Here is a 12251-nt window from a genome sequence, read left to right as displayed (position 1 = left end):
TTTTTCGTATGGTGTTTTAGTCAAATCTGCTCTTGGCATAGTTTATCCTTTTTGTTTTTTAGTTGATGTTTGATTTTTTGCTATGTTGTTTTTACCCTACTAGCGCCGCTCATAGCATAGCAACACTAGTATATACTTACCCACTACATATCTCCACCCCCTTTCTTTTAGTATATACTGGACTAGCACCGCTAATAGCACATATAGTATCTACTAGCACCGCACATAGACCTAAACCTAATCGTCAAATAAACCCTCAACATTAAACCCCATATCTAACGCAATGTCCTCTAATTCTTGCGGGTCTTTATTCAACTTTTTCGCTAGGTCTTTCAAATCGCAGGCATATATCAACCCATAATTAGACAAATCTGCTATCTGGTCTTTTATGCTTTTCTTTTTCATATATTCTACTCCCTTTTGTTTTGCCCTACTATAAACGAAAAATAGCAGGCAAAAACAATCATACCAACACAATCGTTTTTATCTGCTATCTGCTTTCTTTCTATAATGGTCAAAATCTTATCTTTTGACACAACCATTATAACACAACCGAAATAAAACGCAAGAACTTTTAAGTATATACTTGCGTCTATCCCTTTATAATAATAACTTGACAGATTTTTCTTTTCGTCAAGTCAAGCCCTTTCGGGTCAAGTCGGGCGGGCGGGCGGTTGAAAGTCAAGGTCTTATCTCTTGACAAGGTATAGAATAACACAAAACAAAAAAAACACAAGAAAAATTAAGTATATACTTTTTTATTGCCTTTATATTATACTATTAAAGAAAAATTTTAAACTATAATAAACGCAATTTAAACGGGCTTTTAAAGGGCTTGTTTTTTATACCTTTATATTATACCAAAAAACAAAAAACACGCCTTAAAACGCAAAAAAACACCGATTTAAAAAGTATATACTAAAAAAACGCCTTTAAGGGCTTTATACCAGAACACACAACCAGTTAACAGTGCAACAAGTCCTTATATAGTCTTTGGAGATTTTTAGTCCTTATGAGTCCTTGCAATAGTCTTTGGCAGTCTTTGATCATCTAGTCTAGTATAAGGGAGTCCACAGCGATAAGTCCACAATGGAGAGTCTAGTATATTATTATTGGTTTAAGTATATCATGTTTCAATTAAGGGTTGAGTTTAGAATTAAAAATGGTATAGTATATATGTAAAGGGTGTATAATGACAGTAAAGAAAATATTAGTAACCGATGTAAAGAAGTACGATGACATTAGCTTATATTTTAGTGATAAGTGTAATGTAGGTTTTGAGATTGGTGGGTATTTAGTTTATTCTGGTACTGATGATGGAGATGAATATGAAGATGATGAAAATGACATGGCTGGTAAATATATAGGTGATTGTTTAGTATATATAAGTAAGAGAGACACAGTAAAGAAGATAGTAACTGGTATGGACAAAATTATAGAGAAGATACTGGAATGAAGAAGTATGAGACTATATTTTTGTTATGTGACTTAGTGCGTATATATGGTGACATGGGCAGAAGTTTTGGGTTTAAGTACAAAGATATGGCGTTATTTGCTGAGAAAGGGTATTATATGATTAGTGGGGATTCATTTGAGGATTTAGAACAAGAGGATGGGTTTAGGCAATATGGTAAGTATGTAATAATAATAGGTCATGGGGAAGAAGGTAGGGCTGAGTTTTTTGTTGAAGATGTTATATGGGAGACGGACCAGTTATTAGAGTATTTATTAGAGTGGTAAGGTAAAATGATAATAGAGGACGGATTTTTAGGGATTATAGAAAGGCCAGGTAATGTGGTTGGAGGGTTATTATACTGTAAATTTGTCAAAGATGGGATATATAATTGTGTAAAGAATGGTGTAAATATAATAGTAGAAGAAGGCGAGTATATGATTGTGGGGAGTTTACGTAAGGACAGATGTAGGGAGGTAAATGACTATATATTGGTTTACTGGCACAAAAACAAGGCAGAAGATGGGTTAATATATTTTGAAGTAGACAGTATAGTAGAGGAAAAAGAAGCTATAGCAAAAGAGTTACTAAGATGAGAAGAGTATTAGTAAGATATTATGGTTGGACTTTTGAAGGGTATGATCGAAACAAGAAGAAGTATTTTATCCACAGTAATAAGAGGGATATTGGTAGGGTTTACATATACGTTGGTGGTTACATGGGGATAAATGATGGGATAAGGTTTGGTAGTGGTTATGGTCATTTATTACAATTTAAGGAAAAAGGTGAAGGCTGGTTATATGTTATTTTGATGGAGACTAGTGAAAAGGGTAAATACATAATAGCCAACATAATAGAGTCTGATGAGTATAAATTGACTGCTTTGTTAGGGGAATAAGATGAGGGATTATGACACTTTGAATCTTTTTTGGGAATATGATGCGATACAGGACTGGGGTAAAGGTGGCTGTTGGTATCATTTAATCAAGGGGACAAAGAAGCAAGGTATATGGTATGAGTGTGATAGTTGGATATTATGGAAAGACGGGAGAGGTTATATAGGTTATTGTTTTAGGAATAATCACAAAAAGAGCAGTAAAAACAATAGAGTAGTATGTGAGATAAAGAGTGGAATAATTGGTGGATATTTAGTTGATAATGGGGACTTTTGTGATGGTGATTATGGTGTGAATGAATATGTAAACTGGTTATTGGAGTAGAGTTATGGCTGATATATGGACTGGTAGGATTTTATTTTTGTGTGATCACATTGTATATCATATTTGGAAGAATGGGGATCAAAGGAGAAGTTATATAGGCTATTGGGGGAGAGAAAGGATTGATTGTACTGTTGGTGAGCAATTTAGGGTAGCTTATTATAGTGAGAAAGAATGTTTTGTATATGATAAGCGAGAATATATATTAGCAGATTTGGATGAAGATAGTATTGTAAAACGAGTCTATGATAAAGTAGATGATATTATAGAGGAATTATTACGATGATGAAAATGATTTGGTGTGAAGAAAAGATAATATTTGGTGATTTGGCTACTGAGTGGAGATGTATTAGCGGGCATACTGAAGAGGGCTGTAACATTATAGAATACATATCAGACAGAGAAATAACATGGAAAGAAAGAGTAGAACTAATGTATGAAAATAAGATAAGGTCTATGGTGGTTGGAAACTTTATTATTATGTGGAGGACTGGTGAAGATGAATTTGTAACCAGAGTAGAAGTAGAAGAAGATATAAGAAAAATACTAGAAGAATTATTGAAATAGTAATTAAATATGGTATAATAATGGGCATGGAAAGACTTGAAGAAGACAGAAAAGTTAGTAGTAATGTAGATTTAGGATGGTTATGGGATCTTCCTGAGGGTGTTGTTCATGTCTATTATGGGACTTTTTATTTTCTAGGTAAAGGTTATTTGCATAATGTTGGTGGTAATTATACATTTCATGAGTTAGCCAACTGGATGAAATATGGTGAAGAAAAGATAATTGATAAGATAGAAGAATTGAGTGAAACTGTTGGCAAGGACATAAAAGAAGCCAAAAGATACATAGAAAAGCATAAAATAATACTATCTAAATATAAAATCAAAGAAATATATAGTTATGTGGATGGCAGTAAGTTAAAAATAAGGCTAATGTTTGAAGATATGAGTTATGACTATTTATTTGGATATTATTTTCGGACCAACTGCATATATTTAGACAGTAAAAGACTTTTGAATATATTACATAGAGTTGTTGAGAAAGGTAAAAATGGTGCGTTAGAATATTTAAAATGGTTGGAAGTTGTACATATATTAGCAAAGCACGGAATAACTATGGATTGGTTTAGATATTTTAGAATCAAGGGGGATAGACTAATACTAAAAGGTAAATATTGGTTATATGATTGGGATGAAGGCAGTAAATTAGCCAACATATGCGAAAAAAAGGATTGTAAATCTAAAGGAAATGAATTATCTATGTGTTATGAGGGGCCAGAGGTATTAGATATGATGTTGGAGATGTTAGAATGAGTCATATAAAGCAATTTTCTCATGATTTGAAGGAATATATAAACTCTGATTTGATGAGGCAGGACTATGAGATTGCTTCACAGGGGGATACCACTATTTGGATGGATATTGGTCTTAGAGTTGGTTTGTGTTTTGGTTGTGCTGTAATGAGCATGAATAAACTAGAATTATTTGGTGTTATGTTTACTTTGGAAAATGGAAAAATTAAACCTGAAGAAGAAGTTACATATAGTGGTGTGCTTCAGAACTGGAAAAACGTCATAGAACAAATACAAACAATAATGGGCACTGAAGAATATAAAAAGTTGGTAGAAAAAGGTAGAGGTAGAATAAAATTTGATAGATTCGTTAAGGATGGTTGTGCAACAGAATATATTGATTTAGACTATAATAAATCTTTAATTGACCATTTATTGAAGTCTTGTGTTTATTCTTGTGATACATTGGAAGATAAAATAAAAGCAATAAATAACATAGATGACGAATTATATAAAGTTGGAGATGTATTTTGTAATGTTGCTCTTCCTTCTGTGATATATGGTCGTTATTTTACATTACATAAAGATCCTGGCACTGGTAAATACTGTTTCAAGTTCAATTACAGTTTAGATTTTAGTATAGCAGACATAAATCCAGGGTTATCGGTATTATTTAACAGTAGAAATAAGTTATATGTAGAAAGTGCACAGGAATTAGAGACTATAATGAGATTGGTACAATGATAACGATACTGGCCAAGTGTATTTGTTTAGATAAGAACTTCAATCGGGCTATATTAGAAAATGGTCCGGATGCTGGTATAGGTTGTTGGTTTGATCTAAAGGTTTTCAATTCAGTTATGGTAAAAAGGCTTGGTAAGTGGAAAATCATACAAGTTGAGGATAGATTTTATAAAGTTAGCACCGAAAAGAAGGATGAGATCTATTATTTGGGTGCCGGAAAAGATAAAATGGAGCAATGTGATAAATATATTTTGATGGATATTGGTAGTGATGATATAATAAAAAGGATATATTGGACAGATGAATGGGCTTTGGAGTGGTTATTGAAATGAAATGGTACAATATTGTTTTTAAGCCTTTAGACTGCAGAGAAGATAACGTAAGCGACATCGTTTGGTATCATTGTGTGCTTTCATTAGATCAAGAAGAATACATTGTTGGAGCTACTAAATATGAAGGATCTCTAATATATTTTCTACCAATGAGTAATCCAGAAGCTGTAAATACATGGGAAGAAGCTAAAAAGAATTATGTTGAAAAAAAAGATTACTTAGATAGATATGATGATTGGGGAATGGCCATAAATAGAAAAGCTAAATTGGTTCCCCTAAAAGAAGTTATTGAAGAGTTGTTGGTATAAAACACTTGTCAAGATAATTAAAATGTGTTATAGTAAGGGTAAATGGAGAGTAACACATGACAATAAAAGATAGAATATTAGAGTTATTGAACTCAGCTGTGTTTGGAGATAGTAATCCTAAACACACAATTTTTGATTCTTATAAAGATGATGAATGTGGCTTTTATGATTGCCGTATTGGTATAAAAAGCATAGATAATCATAATTATGTGCTTTTTGGTAATGCTAAGGGTAGAATTGTAAAAAGTGGCAAGAAAGAATATAAAGATGAGTTAGAATTATATTGTCGTGATTGGGCTGATTGTTTTATATCTACCATCAAGATTTCGTTATTTGACACTATTGGTGGTAGAAAATATCAAAATGTCTATAACTATTTGAAACATCTAGATAAAAAAGTACAGGCTGCAGAAAAAATAAATAAAGAGATTGAAGAACACTGGGGATTTATAAATGATGTTTGTTATACCTGTTTTAGTGTTCAAGGTGATATTGGCGAAGAAAACATAAGGGTAAGTGAAGTAATTCAAAATAGTCCTATGTATTTGTTAAGTAATTTGAATTGGTCAGAAACAGAACCAATAATTCTAACCGATGAAGATGATTTGATTATGGGAGATGTGACCGACTTTTTGGAAAGAATTGAAGCAGAAGAAGATATTATCCGAGTTGCCAAGTTGTTTACCGATGTAGGGATTACGTGTAGAAAAGAAATAGATAGACACGAAGATGATTCATATACTGTTACTTTCCCTAGTTGGAATATATGGAGAAACAATGAAATGGAGTGGATTGAAAAAATTGGTGAAGTAATACCAGACCAAAGTTCATTCTTATCATCTGAGCATCTGGAAATAAATGGTACATATGAAGAAATAGAAACCATGATAAATCTTATAAGGGGAGATCGGTAATGAGAATATTGTTTGTGTCTATTTATGTATCTGTTTTCTGTGTGGTGTCCTATATTCTTGATAAAATGTATAGAAAAAAGAAAAGAATCAAGGAAAACATCATACACGTAAAGGCTAGGATAATGGCAAAAACAGAATTGAATGATGAATTTGCTAAACTTTATGATGTTGTTAGACTTTATGATGAACCTGTTTTACTTCCACGTTATGATTTTATTGTTTTGCCAGCTTTAGATATTGGTGAAGATATAGATGAATTTTGGGAGAAGTATGAAGCAGCAGAGAAAAAATATAAAAATCATTCAAGATATAAGATTTACAAACTGTTCTTAAATAATATTGTGATGAATGGTAAGATTGATGATCAGCTGGATAAAATATGTTTAGAAATCGACAAATACTATATTCCAGACATAACGCCAGAATATCTTTCATCAGGCACGTATATGTATAATTTCTATGGTGGAGGTGGTGGAGGAGGAAGTTACATGCATTACAACCGAGATGACTATGATAGGGTTGGTCAGCTAAAATGTCCTGGGTTTGAGAAAATGAGAAAGATCTGGCATAATGTTATAGAGGATCCAAAGAAGGTTATTTTTGTTATTGACCAGACAGAGATAGAAGATTTTTATAGTATGTGTGAACTAATAAGCGGTGAGGAATTGATATGTTAGTAAAAAGACAAAATAAAAAGAGTGATGTATGGTTTGTTGTGGCATGTGAAGAAGAATTTTATATGCCAGGAGTTAATATTGTTTATAGTGGTGTTGGTAAGATAAGAGCTGCAATGGCTACACAATACATTATAGATAAATACAAACCATCAAAGATATATAACATTGGAACTGCTGGGTGCTCTAATGAAGAATTATGCCATAAGATATTTAAAATTGGTAAAATAGTAGAAAGAGACTTTGATATAAAAAATGGTAAAGTCAATAAATTAGATCTAGGTGGTGAAGTTGTTTTAGGCACAGGGGACAGTTTTGTAGAAGATTGGACAGGATTATCGTTTCATTTAGTTGACATGGAAGGTTATGCTATTGGTTTTGTTTGCCAATTGAATGAAGTTGATTTTGAGTGTTATAAATATGCAAGCGATACAGGAAGCATGGCAGATTGGGAAAAAAGCTTAGAAGGTTGTAATAATTCGTTTGGAGAAATAATTAAAAGTGGTATGATGGGATAGAAATGAAAAAAGAATTCATGACCGTTTTTGATATTATAGATGAAGTAAACCAAGATTTGGGTGAGGACTTGGTTGCTGCTTATAAATCTGAAAACGGTAATTGGCCTGTTTCTGCTAAGGTTTGTGATACCAAATTGGTCGGTGGATTTGCCACAAAACAATTATGCTACGAATATGAAACAATAAAAAGCAAACAAAAAGTAGAAATGCTGAAAAAACAAGTATTATCTATGTTTTTATATAATGAAATTAGTCTAATTAATCCATATGAACAAATATTACAAAAAGCTAAAAACAATATTGCAAAAAAAAGAAATGTATTAGATCTTATTGAATATTTAAAGAATAGATATAATTTAGAATTTGGCAATTATTCTTGTACTAAACTTGGTAGCGTAACTGCTTGTGGATATGTTATTTTTCCAAGAATAGAATGTAAGTGGATGAAAGATTTTAAGTTTTGTCGTTATTTTGTTTTTTATTTTGATGGAAATGAAATTAGTAAAAAAAGCATAAAATCGTATTGTAGAAAAATGGATAAAGTAATAAATAGAATTAAGTGCATATATAAAGCTTTTGGTAATGAAGAAATATCGCTGAACCTAAAAAATTTCTATGGTCAATGTGAAATAAAAAAAAGCGGTTTTGGTGATTGGATCATAAAGTTTCCATATTCACAAAAAGGTAAAACTTTATATGTTGGTTCTATTAGCAGTAATGACACAAGTTGGTTGCTAAAGATTATGCAAATGTGTCATTATAAAGATACTAATTACTGTATTTGGAGGGCATCAACAGCAGAAGAATTTGAAACAATGAGAGAGTTGATGAAATGAAAATAAAAGAACCTAATTTTGATACTGGTAAAGAGTTGATGGAGTGGAGAAGATCTTATGTCAAAAACTGGCTCAAAGAACATCATCCCTCTCTAACTTGCACATGGAGAAAAACAAAAGTCGGTGGTGAAGATTTATGGATATGTTTGAACCACTATCTAAGTGATGATATGATATTGTTTGGGATTCAGTGTCCAGAGTATGCAAAAGACTCAGAATATGTAATAGGTAAAGCGGTAGTGATGAGAGGTTTACATGCTTTTACTGCTCCTGTTATGTGTGAAAGAATAGAAAGACGCATAAAACAAACTGGTAATTATGACTTTTTAACTTTTTTGGATTCATTAGTAAAATTATCTGGCAAATATTATTAAATGTGGTAGAATATAAATCATGAAAACAATGAAAGTAAACATACAGAAATATTTATCGATGCATGACTCAGTGGTAAAAGAAGTACTGGATAAAACCGATATTCCTTTTGCTAGGGTTGAGACTACGTGGTTCAAGAAAGGTCAGATGCACAGATATAGGGGTAAGATGTTGAAGATCGAATGTGAAGAACCTATTTTGATCTCTAGTTATATTGATATGGGTGATGGTAGAACTTTGAGAATTAGTAATCATGAAAAGAAACAAGGAATACCAAAAGAAATGTTGAATTGTGTTTATGATTGGCAAACTGGAAAATTAGATAACAAAGTATTGAACAAAATCATAGGAGACTAAAATGATATACCGCCGCATAAAGTCTATTTTTGAAGATATTTGGTATAAAATTTGGAATAAAGGTATACGCAAACTATTATCAAACAAACACGGTAGACTAATTACTTCAAAAGCCTATTGGACTATGTTGCATGATCGTTATAAATATGGTTTTGATGAATCGGAGACTTGGAGTTTAGATTATTCTTTGACTAAACTGATAGCGCCAAGATTTAGAATGTTTAATCATTATGCTAGAGATTGTGGTAGTTTACCTGGTTGGATTTTATCAGAAGAACGGGACAAATCATTAGCTAAAGGTTATAAGTGGAATAGTAGATGGGGTAGAATTGATAATAGGGCTGAAGAACATAGATGCTGGAAACGTGCAAAGAAAAGATGGTGTGAAATTTTAGATAAGGTTCAGGCCACTTTTGATGATATGGAATTAGAAGGCGATGATTGGGATGCTTGGCAAAAGAAATGGAAACCAACAGCAGATAAAATAAATAAAAGAATAGATAAAGCAAAAACGTATGAAGAAAAAAAGAAAATATGGGAATCTACTGGAACATGGAGAAATTATAGACCAGGAGCCATAATAGATGCTGATGATTTAGTTTGGGCTAGTAGAAAAGAAGGATTGAGACTTTTTGCTGATCAATATGAAGGTTTTTGGTGGTAATAATAATTAAACATGTTATAATGATAGTGTAAAGAGGTGAAAAAATGAAAGATATAACCAACAAAACTAAACTAACATTATTATTGATCTTTTGGGCTATTATATTTTTGATTGCTGGTATGGGTATGGCAAAATCAGATTATATGACTTACAATATGCTTTATACTCAACAATTAGTAAATACAGCTGCGGGTAATTATTGTCGTGGTGATGTAACTAAAATTGTGGTTGAAAAATCTAAAAAGACAATGATATTATATGATGATTGCAATAGAGAGGTGAAATCATATAAAGTTCGTGTCGGTAAAAATAAAGGCGCAAAACACTGTGATGGTGATAAAAAAACTCCAGAAGGTACATATCACATTACAGAAAAACGAGATTCTAAATATCATAAATTTTTAGCTTTAGATTATCCACAAGCTAAAGATTTAAAGAAAGCAAAAGAATTGGGTTGTTATGCGGGAGATTCAATTGGTATTCACAGCTGGATTGAGGGATTACCAAAAGAAGGAAGTTTGGGTTGCATTACTGTTTGGACCAAAGAAGAAATACTTGAAATCAATAGTTTAGTAAAAGTAGGTACAGCAGTAGAAATACTCCCGTAGCTCAACTGGACAGAGCATCGGATTTCTAATCCGCAGGTTGAAGGTTCGAATCCTTTCGGGAGTGCCAGAGTTATGCCCTTGTGGTGGAATGGTAGACACGTTGGTCTTAGGAACCAATGCTGAAATATGCTTGCAGGTTCAAGTCCTGTCAAGGGCACCAAAAATAAAGGAGAAGGTATGTTTAGTAATATAACTGGTCAAATTGGTACAATAGTTGATGATGGAACAATACCAGATACAACTGGATCAATAGTAGTAAATCGTAATAATTATGTAACAGCTGCCGGTACCAGTGCTAGTAATAGTATAGATGCTAGTTCGCTTACCTATCCAAGTGTTCATGATTTTGGTTATCATACTGTTATGCCAACTTATACTAATCCATACAATCTTCAAGAGAGACATAAAACATACAAAATACTAAACTCTGTGATGTCTGAATATAAAAAACATAAAAAATGGTATGATATAAAAATTTGTGGTGGTAGTTCCAATAATGTATATCTGATACCAAATGAAGCAATAACAATTAAGATGAACACGAGTCTTGGTATATCATTTTTCAACACCAAAGAAAATAAAAACGAAAATGTTGGTAGAATAAGTGAGCAATCATCTGAAGTATTACAAGACTGTATAGTTGAATTTTTACAGAAGCATGCAGAAGAGTTTATGGAATTGGTTGTTGAAAACGTAAAAAAAGATGTGGTTCAATATGCGAAACAAGAAGGTGATAGAATAAAGGATCAATTAGAGTTTGTTGAAATGATAGAAAAAATGGAGGACTAAAATGAAGAAAGTATTGAGTATTTTGATTTTATTATTTATTTCCATTGTGTTTGCTAGTTATTGTTATGCGGACACCATCAAAGGTAAAGCAAAAGTGATTGATGGTGATACGATTGAGATAAATGGAGAAAAGATTAGATTACAGTGTATTGATACTCCAGAAAGCTCATATCGTGGTAAAATTCAATATTGTTTAGATAATGAAACAGATTGTGGATTTTATGCCAAGAAAGTATTGTTAGAAACAGTTAGAAACAAAGAAATCATCTGTGAATATACTAAAAGAGATGTATATGGTAGAATTCTTGGTATGTGTCAAGAATACTATTGGAATATTGAATGGGATTATACCGGAACATTGAATTATAGAATGGTTACAGAAGGTTATGCTTGGTGGTATAATGGTGGAAAAGAATGTAAACCATTTAAAGAAGCAATGGAAGAAGCACAAAAGTACGAAAAAGGTTTATGGTGGAGTGGTTATGGTGGATTTAAAGAACCCAGATTATGGAGAAAAACAAGGAGCAACGACTGATGACAAGGAAGAAGTTTATTTGGCATACCCCTGAAGATAAAATTGAACATTGGTGTGGAATTGTTTATATGAGCGACAAAAAACATGTTATATTTAGAGAAATGCATCAAGGGCAAGATATTCCGAAAGATTGTGTTTGTTGGGCTACTATAAACGAATTGATGAAATATGGATTAGAAAACTCAGATATGAAATACTTATTAGAGGATAAACAAACACCACAATAACAGAAGCGTTGAAATAAATGTCGGTAGATAATAATTTTTTATTGAACAAGAAGATTGCCAAGTTGCGTCATTGTCATACTACATATAATAAAAATATGGATTTGATGTATGATGAAAACGGTAATCAAACAGAATTAAGAAAAGAAGTCAACAAAATACTTTACAAAATAGCTTCTGGTGAGTTGGGAACATCTTATTTGTCTGGTGTAAACTCTGAAATAAAATATACAAGGGAAAAAATAAAAAAAGAAGAAAAACTAAAACTTGGAATTGGTAAAAGACATAAAAAGAAAAAAGAACCATCAATAGCAGAACAACAAGCGGCATTATTGCGTGGACTAAAAAACCTAGAAAAACAACAAGAAAACCATCATCGGCAAGTGTGTTTATCTAAAATTGGGATGCT

General features: G+C 32.1%; 24 protein-coding genes and 2 tRNA genes. 25 read left to right on the top strand and 1 reads right to left on the bottom strand.

Annotated features, from left to right (window positions below; all coding sequences use genetic code 11):
- Positions 1-237: 237 nt before the first annotated feature.
- Positions 238-405 carry a hypothetical protein gene (locus J6Y29_01585; protein MBP5426583.1) on the bottom strand — a complete coding sequence of 56 codons (168 nt, stop codon included), beginning with the start codon at positions 403-405 and terminating at the stop codon, positions 238-240.
- Between the two features lie 787 nt (positions 406-1192).
- On the opposite strand from J6Y29_01585, the gene J6Y29_01580 reads away from it, so the two are divergent.
- The 25 genes from J6Y29_01580 to J6Y29_01460 form a co-directional block, all read left to right on the top strand.
- Complete coding sequence (locus tag J6Y29_01580; GenBank protein MBP5426582.1) at positions 1193-1456, top strand: hypothetical protein; 264 nt, start codon at positions 1193-1195, stop codon at positions 1454-1456.
- Positions 1453-1740 (top strand): hypothetical protein, encoded by a 288-nt coding sequence (locus J6Y29_01575; protein ID MBP5426581.1) that lies wholly within the window; start codon positions 1453-1455, stop codon positions 1738-1740. Before J6Y29_01580 ends, J6Y29_01575 begins: the two co-directional genes overlap by 4 nt.
- Before the next feature lie 6 nt (positions 1741-1746).
- Positions 1747-2049, top strand: coding sequence for a hypothetical protein (locus tag J6Y29_01570; GenBank protein MBP5426580.1), 303 nt, complete (start codon positions 1747-1749; stop codon positions 2047-2049).
- Complete coding sequence (locus J6Y29_01565; GenBank protein ID MBP5426579.1) at positions 2046-2351, top strand: hypothetical protein; 306 nt, start codon at positions 2046-2048, stop codon at positions 2349-2351. Before J6Y29_01570 ends, J6Y29_01565 begins: the two co-directional genes overlap by 4 nt.
- Before the next feature lies 1 nt (position 2352).
- On the top strand, positions 2353-2673 hold the full coding sequence (locus J6Y29_01560) for a hypothetical protein (GenBank protein MBP5426578.1): 321 nt from the start codon (positions 2353-2355) through the stop codon (positions 2671-2673).
- Positions 2674-2677: 4 nt separating this feature from the next.
- Entirely contained in the window at positions 2678-2956 is a 279-nt protein-coding gene (locus tag J6Y29_01555; GenBank protein ID MBP5426577.1) for a hypothetical protein, read from the top strand.
- On the top strand, positions 2953-3237 hold the full coding sequence (locus tag J6Y29_01550; GenBank protein MBP5426576.1) for a hypothetical protein: 285 nt from the start codon (positions 2953-2955) through the stop codon (positions 3235-3237). Before J6Y29_01555 ends, J6Y29_01550 begins: the two co-directional genes overlap by 4 nt.
- Before the next feature lie 20 nt (positions 3238-3257).
- Complete coding sequence (locus J6Y29_01545) at positions 3258-3989, top strand: hypothetical protein (GenBank protein ID MBP5426575.1); 732 nt, start codon at positions 3258-3260, stop codon at positions 3987-3989.
- Positions 3986-4711, top strand: a complete 726-nt coding sequence (locus J6Y29_01540) for a hypothetical protein (GenBank protein ID MBP5426574.1) — start codon at positions 3986-3988, stop codon at positions 4709-4711. Before J6Y29_01545 ends, J6Y29_01540 begins: the two co-directional genes overlap by 4 nt.
- Positions 4708-5043 carry a hypothetical protein gene (locus tag J6Y29_01535; GenBank protein MBP5426573.1) on the top strand — a complete coding sequence of 112 codons (336 nt, stop codon included), beginning with the start codon at positions 4708-4710 and terminating at the stop codon, positions 5041-5043. The genes J6Y29_01540 and J6Y29_01535 overlap by 4 nt, the downstream gene beginning before the upstream one ends.
- The gene (locus tag J6Y29_01530; protein MBP5426572.1) at positions 5028-5351 is read left to right on the top strand and encodes a hypothetical protein; all 324 of its coding nucleotides are present in this window, start codon (positions 5028-5030) and stop codon (positions 5349-5351) included. Before J6Y29_01535 ends, J6Y29_01530 begins: the two co-directional genes overlap by 16 nt.
- A gap of 56 nt (positions 5352-5407) precedes the next feature.
- Complete coding sequence (locus J6Y29_01525; GenBank protein ID MBP5426571.1) at positions 5408-6265, top strand: hypothetical protein; 858 nt, start codon at positions 5408-5410, stop codon at positions 6263-6265.
- The gene (locus J6Y29_01520; GenBank protein MBP5426570.1) at positions 6265-6942 is read left to right on the top strand and encodes a hypothetical protein; all 678 of its coding nucleotides are present in this window, start codon (positions 6265-6267) and stop codon (positions 6940-6942) included. The genes J6Y29_01525 and J6Y29_01520 overlap by 1 nt, the downstream gene beginning before the upstream one ends.
- Positions 6936-7457, top strand: coding sequence for a hypothetical protein (locus J6Y29_01515; protein MBP5426569.1), 522 nt, complete (start codon positions 6936-6938; stop codon positions 7455-7457). The genes J6Y29_01520 and J6Y29_01515 overlap by 7 nt, the downstream gene beginning before the upstream one ends.
- Positions 7458-7459: 2 nt before the next feature.
- Positions 7460-8293 carry a hypothetical protein gene (locus tag J6Y29_01510; GenBank protein ID MBP5426568.1) on the top strand — a complete coding sequence of 278 codons (834 nt, stop codon included), beginning with the start codon at positions 7460-7462 and terminating at the stop codon, positions 8291-8293.
- On the top strand, positions 8290-8667 hold the full coding sequence (locus J6Y29_01505; GenBank protein MBP5426567.1) for a hypothetical protein: 378 nt from the start codon (positions 8290-8292) through the stop codon (positions 8665-8667). The genes J6Y29_01510 and J6Y29_01505 overlap by 4 nt, the downstream gene beginning before the upstream one ends.
- 19 nt (positions 8668-8686) lie before the next feature.
- The gene (locus tag J6Y29_01500; GenBank protein MBP5426566.1) at positions 8687-9022 is read left to right on the top strand and encodes a hypothetical protein; all 336 of its coding nucleotides are present in this window, start codon (positions 8687-8689) and stop codon (positions 9020-9022) included.
- A gap of 1 nt (position 9023) precedes the next feature.
- Positions 9024-9686: a hypothetical protein gene (locus tag J6Y29_01495; protein MBP5426565.1), complete on the top strand. Its 663-nt coding sequence runs from the start codon at positions 9024-9026 to the stop codon at positions 9684-9686.
- Positions 9687-9730: 44 nt separating this feature from the next.
- A complete protein-coding gene (locus J6Y29_01490) occupies positions 9731-10294 on the top strand; it encodes a L,D-transpeptidase (GenBank protein ID MBP5426564.1) in 564 nt (187 codons plus the stop codon).
- Positions 10285-10361, top strand: a tRNA-Arg gene (locus J6Y29_01485). Before J6Y29_01490 ends, J6Y29_01485 begins: the two co-directional genes overlap by 10 nt.
- A 7-nt stretch (positions 10362-10368) precedes the next feature.
- Positions 10369-10454, top strand: a tRNA-Leu gene (locus tag J6Y29_01480).
- Positions 10455-10471: 17 nt separating this feature from the next.
- Positions 10472-11083, top strand: coding sequence for a hypothetical protein (locus J6Y29_01475; protein MBP5426563.1), 612 nt, complete (start codon positions 10472-10474; stop codon positions 11081-11083).
- A 1-nt stretch (position 11084) separates the two neighbouring features.
- Positions 11085-11618: a thermonuclease family protein gene (locus J6Y29_01470; protein ID MBP5426562.1), complete on the top strand. Its 534-nt coding sequence runs from the start codon at positions 11085-11087 to the stop codon at positions 11616-11618.
- Complete coding sequence (locus tag J6Y29_01465; protein MBP5426561.1) at positions 11618-11845, top strand: hypothetical protein; 228 nt, start codon at positions 11618-11620, stop codon at positions 11843-11845. Before J6Y29_01470 ends, J6Y29_01465 begins: the two co-directional genes overlap by 1 nt.
- A gap of 17 nt (positions 11846-11862) precedes the next feature.
- A partial coding sequence (locus J6Y29_01460; GenBank protein ID MBP5426560.1) for a hypothetical protein occupies positions 11863-12251 on the top strand: 389 nt, incomplete at its 3' end.

Source organism: Clostridiales bacterium (assembly GCA_017961515.1).
GTDB lineage: Bacteria > Bacillota > Clostridia > Acetivibrionales > RGIG10202 > RGIG10202.
This window is presented reverse-complemented; position numbering and strand designations above follow the sequence as displayed.

Excerpts from the sequence above, each read along its gene's own strand:
- J6Y29_01585 (MBP5426583.1), bottom strand. The coding sequence starts at position 405 with ATGAAAAAGAAAAGCATAAAAGACCAGATAGCAGATTTGTCTAATTAT.
- J6Y29_01580 (MBP5426582.1), top strand. The coding sequence starts at position 1,193 with ATGACAGTAAAGAAAATATTAGTAACCGATGTAAAGAAGTACGATGAC.
- J6Y29_01575 (MBP5426581.1), top strand. The coding sequence starts at position 1,453 with ATGAAGAAGTATGAGACTATATTTTTGTTATGTGACTTAGTGCGTATA.
- J6Y29_01570 (MBP5426580.1), top strand. The coding sequence starts at position 1,747 with ATGATAATAGAGGACGGATTTTTAGGGATTATAGAAAGGCCAGGTAAT.
- J6Y29_01565 (MBP5426579.1), top strand. The coding sequence starts at position 2,046 with ATGAGAAGAGTATTAGTAAGATATTATGGTTGGACTTTTGAAGGGTAT.
- J6Y29_01560 (MBP5426578.1), top strand. The coding sequence starts at position 2,353 with ATGAGGGATTATGACACTTTGAATCTTTTTTGGGAATATGATGCGATA.
- J6Y29_01555 (MBP5426577.1), top strand. The coding sequence starts at position 2,678 with ATGGCTGATATATGGACTGGTAGGATTTTATTTTTGTGTGATCACATT.
- J6Y29_01550 (MBP5426576.1), top strand. The coding sequence starts at position 2,953 with ATGATGAAAATGATTTGGTGTGAAGAAAAGATAATATTTGGTGATTTG.
- J6Y29_01545 (MBP5426575.1), top strand. The coding sequence starts at position 3,258 with ATGGGCATGGAAAGACTTGAAGAAGACAGAAAAGTTAGTAGTAATGTA.
- J6Y29_01540 (MBP5426574.1), top strand. The coding sequence starts at position 3,986 with ATGAGTCATATAAAGCAATTTTCTCATGATTTGAAGGAATATATAAAC.
- J6Y29_01535 (MBP5426573.1), top strand. The coding sequence starts at position 4,708 with ATGATAACGATACTGGCCAAGTGTATTTGTTTAGATAAGAACTTCAAT.
- J6Y29_01525 (MBP5426571.1), top strand. The coding sequence starts at position 5,408 with ATGACAATAAAAGATAGAATATTAGAGTTATTGAACTCAGCTGTGTTT.
- J6Y29_01520 (MBP5426570.1), top strand. The coding sequence starts at position 6,265 with ATGAGAATATTGTTTGTGTCTATTTATGTATCTGTTTTCTGTGTGGTG.
- J6Y29_01515 (MBP5426569.1), top strand. The coding sequence starts at position 6,936 with ATGTTAGTAAAAAGACAAAATAAAAAGAGTGATGTATGGTTTGTTGTG.
- J6Y29_01510 (MBP5426568.1), top strand. The coding sequence starts at position 7,460 with ATGAAAAAAGAATTCATGACCGTTTTTGATATTATAGATGAAGTAAAC.
- J6Y29_01505 (MBP5426567.1), top strand. The coding sequence starts at position 8,290 with ATGAAAATAAAAGAACCTAATTTTGATACTGGTAAAGAGTTGATGGAG.
- J6Y29_01500 (MBP5426566.1), top strand. The coding sequence starts at position 8,687 with ATGAAAACAATGAAAGTAAACATACAGAAATATTTATCGATGCATGAC.
- J6Y29_01495 (MBP5426565.1), top strand. The coding sequence starts at position 9,024 with ATGATATACCGCCGCATAAAGTCTATTTTTGAAGATATTTGGTATAAA.
- J6Y29_01490 (MBP5426564.1), top strand. The coding sequence starts at position 9,731 with ATGAAAGATATAACCAACAAAACTAAACTAACATTATTATTGATCTTT.
- J6Y29_01475 (MBP5426563.1), top strand. The coding sequence starts at position 10,472 with ATGTTTAGTAATATAACTGGTCAAATTGGTACAATAGTTGATGATGGA.
- J6Y29_01470 (MBP5426562.1), top strand. The coding sequence starts at position 11,085 with ATGAAGAAAGTATTGAGTATTTTGATTTTATTATTTATTTCCATTGTG.
- J6Y29_01465 (MBP5426561.1), top strand. The coding sequence starts at position 11,618 with ATGACAAGGAAGAAGTTTATTTGGCATACCCCTGAAGATAAAATTGAA.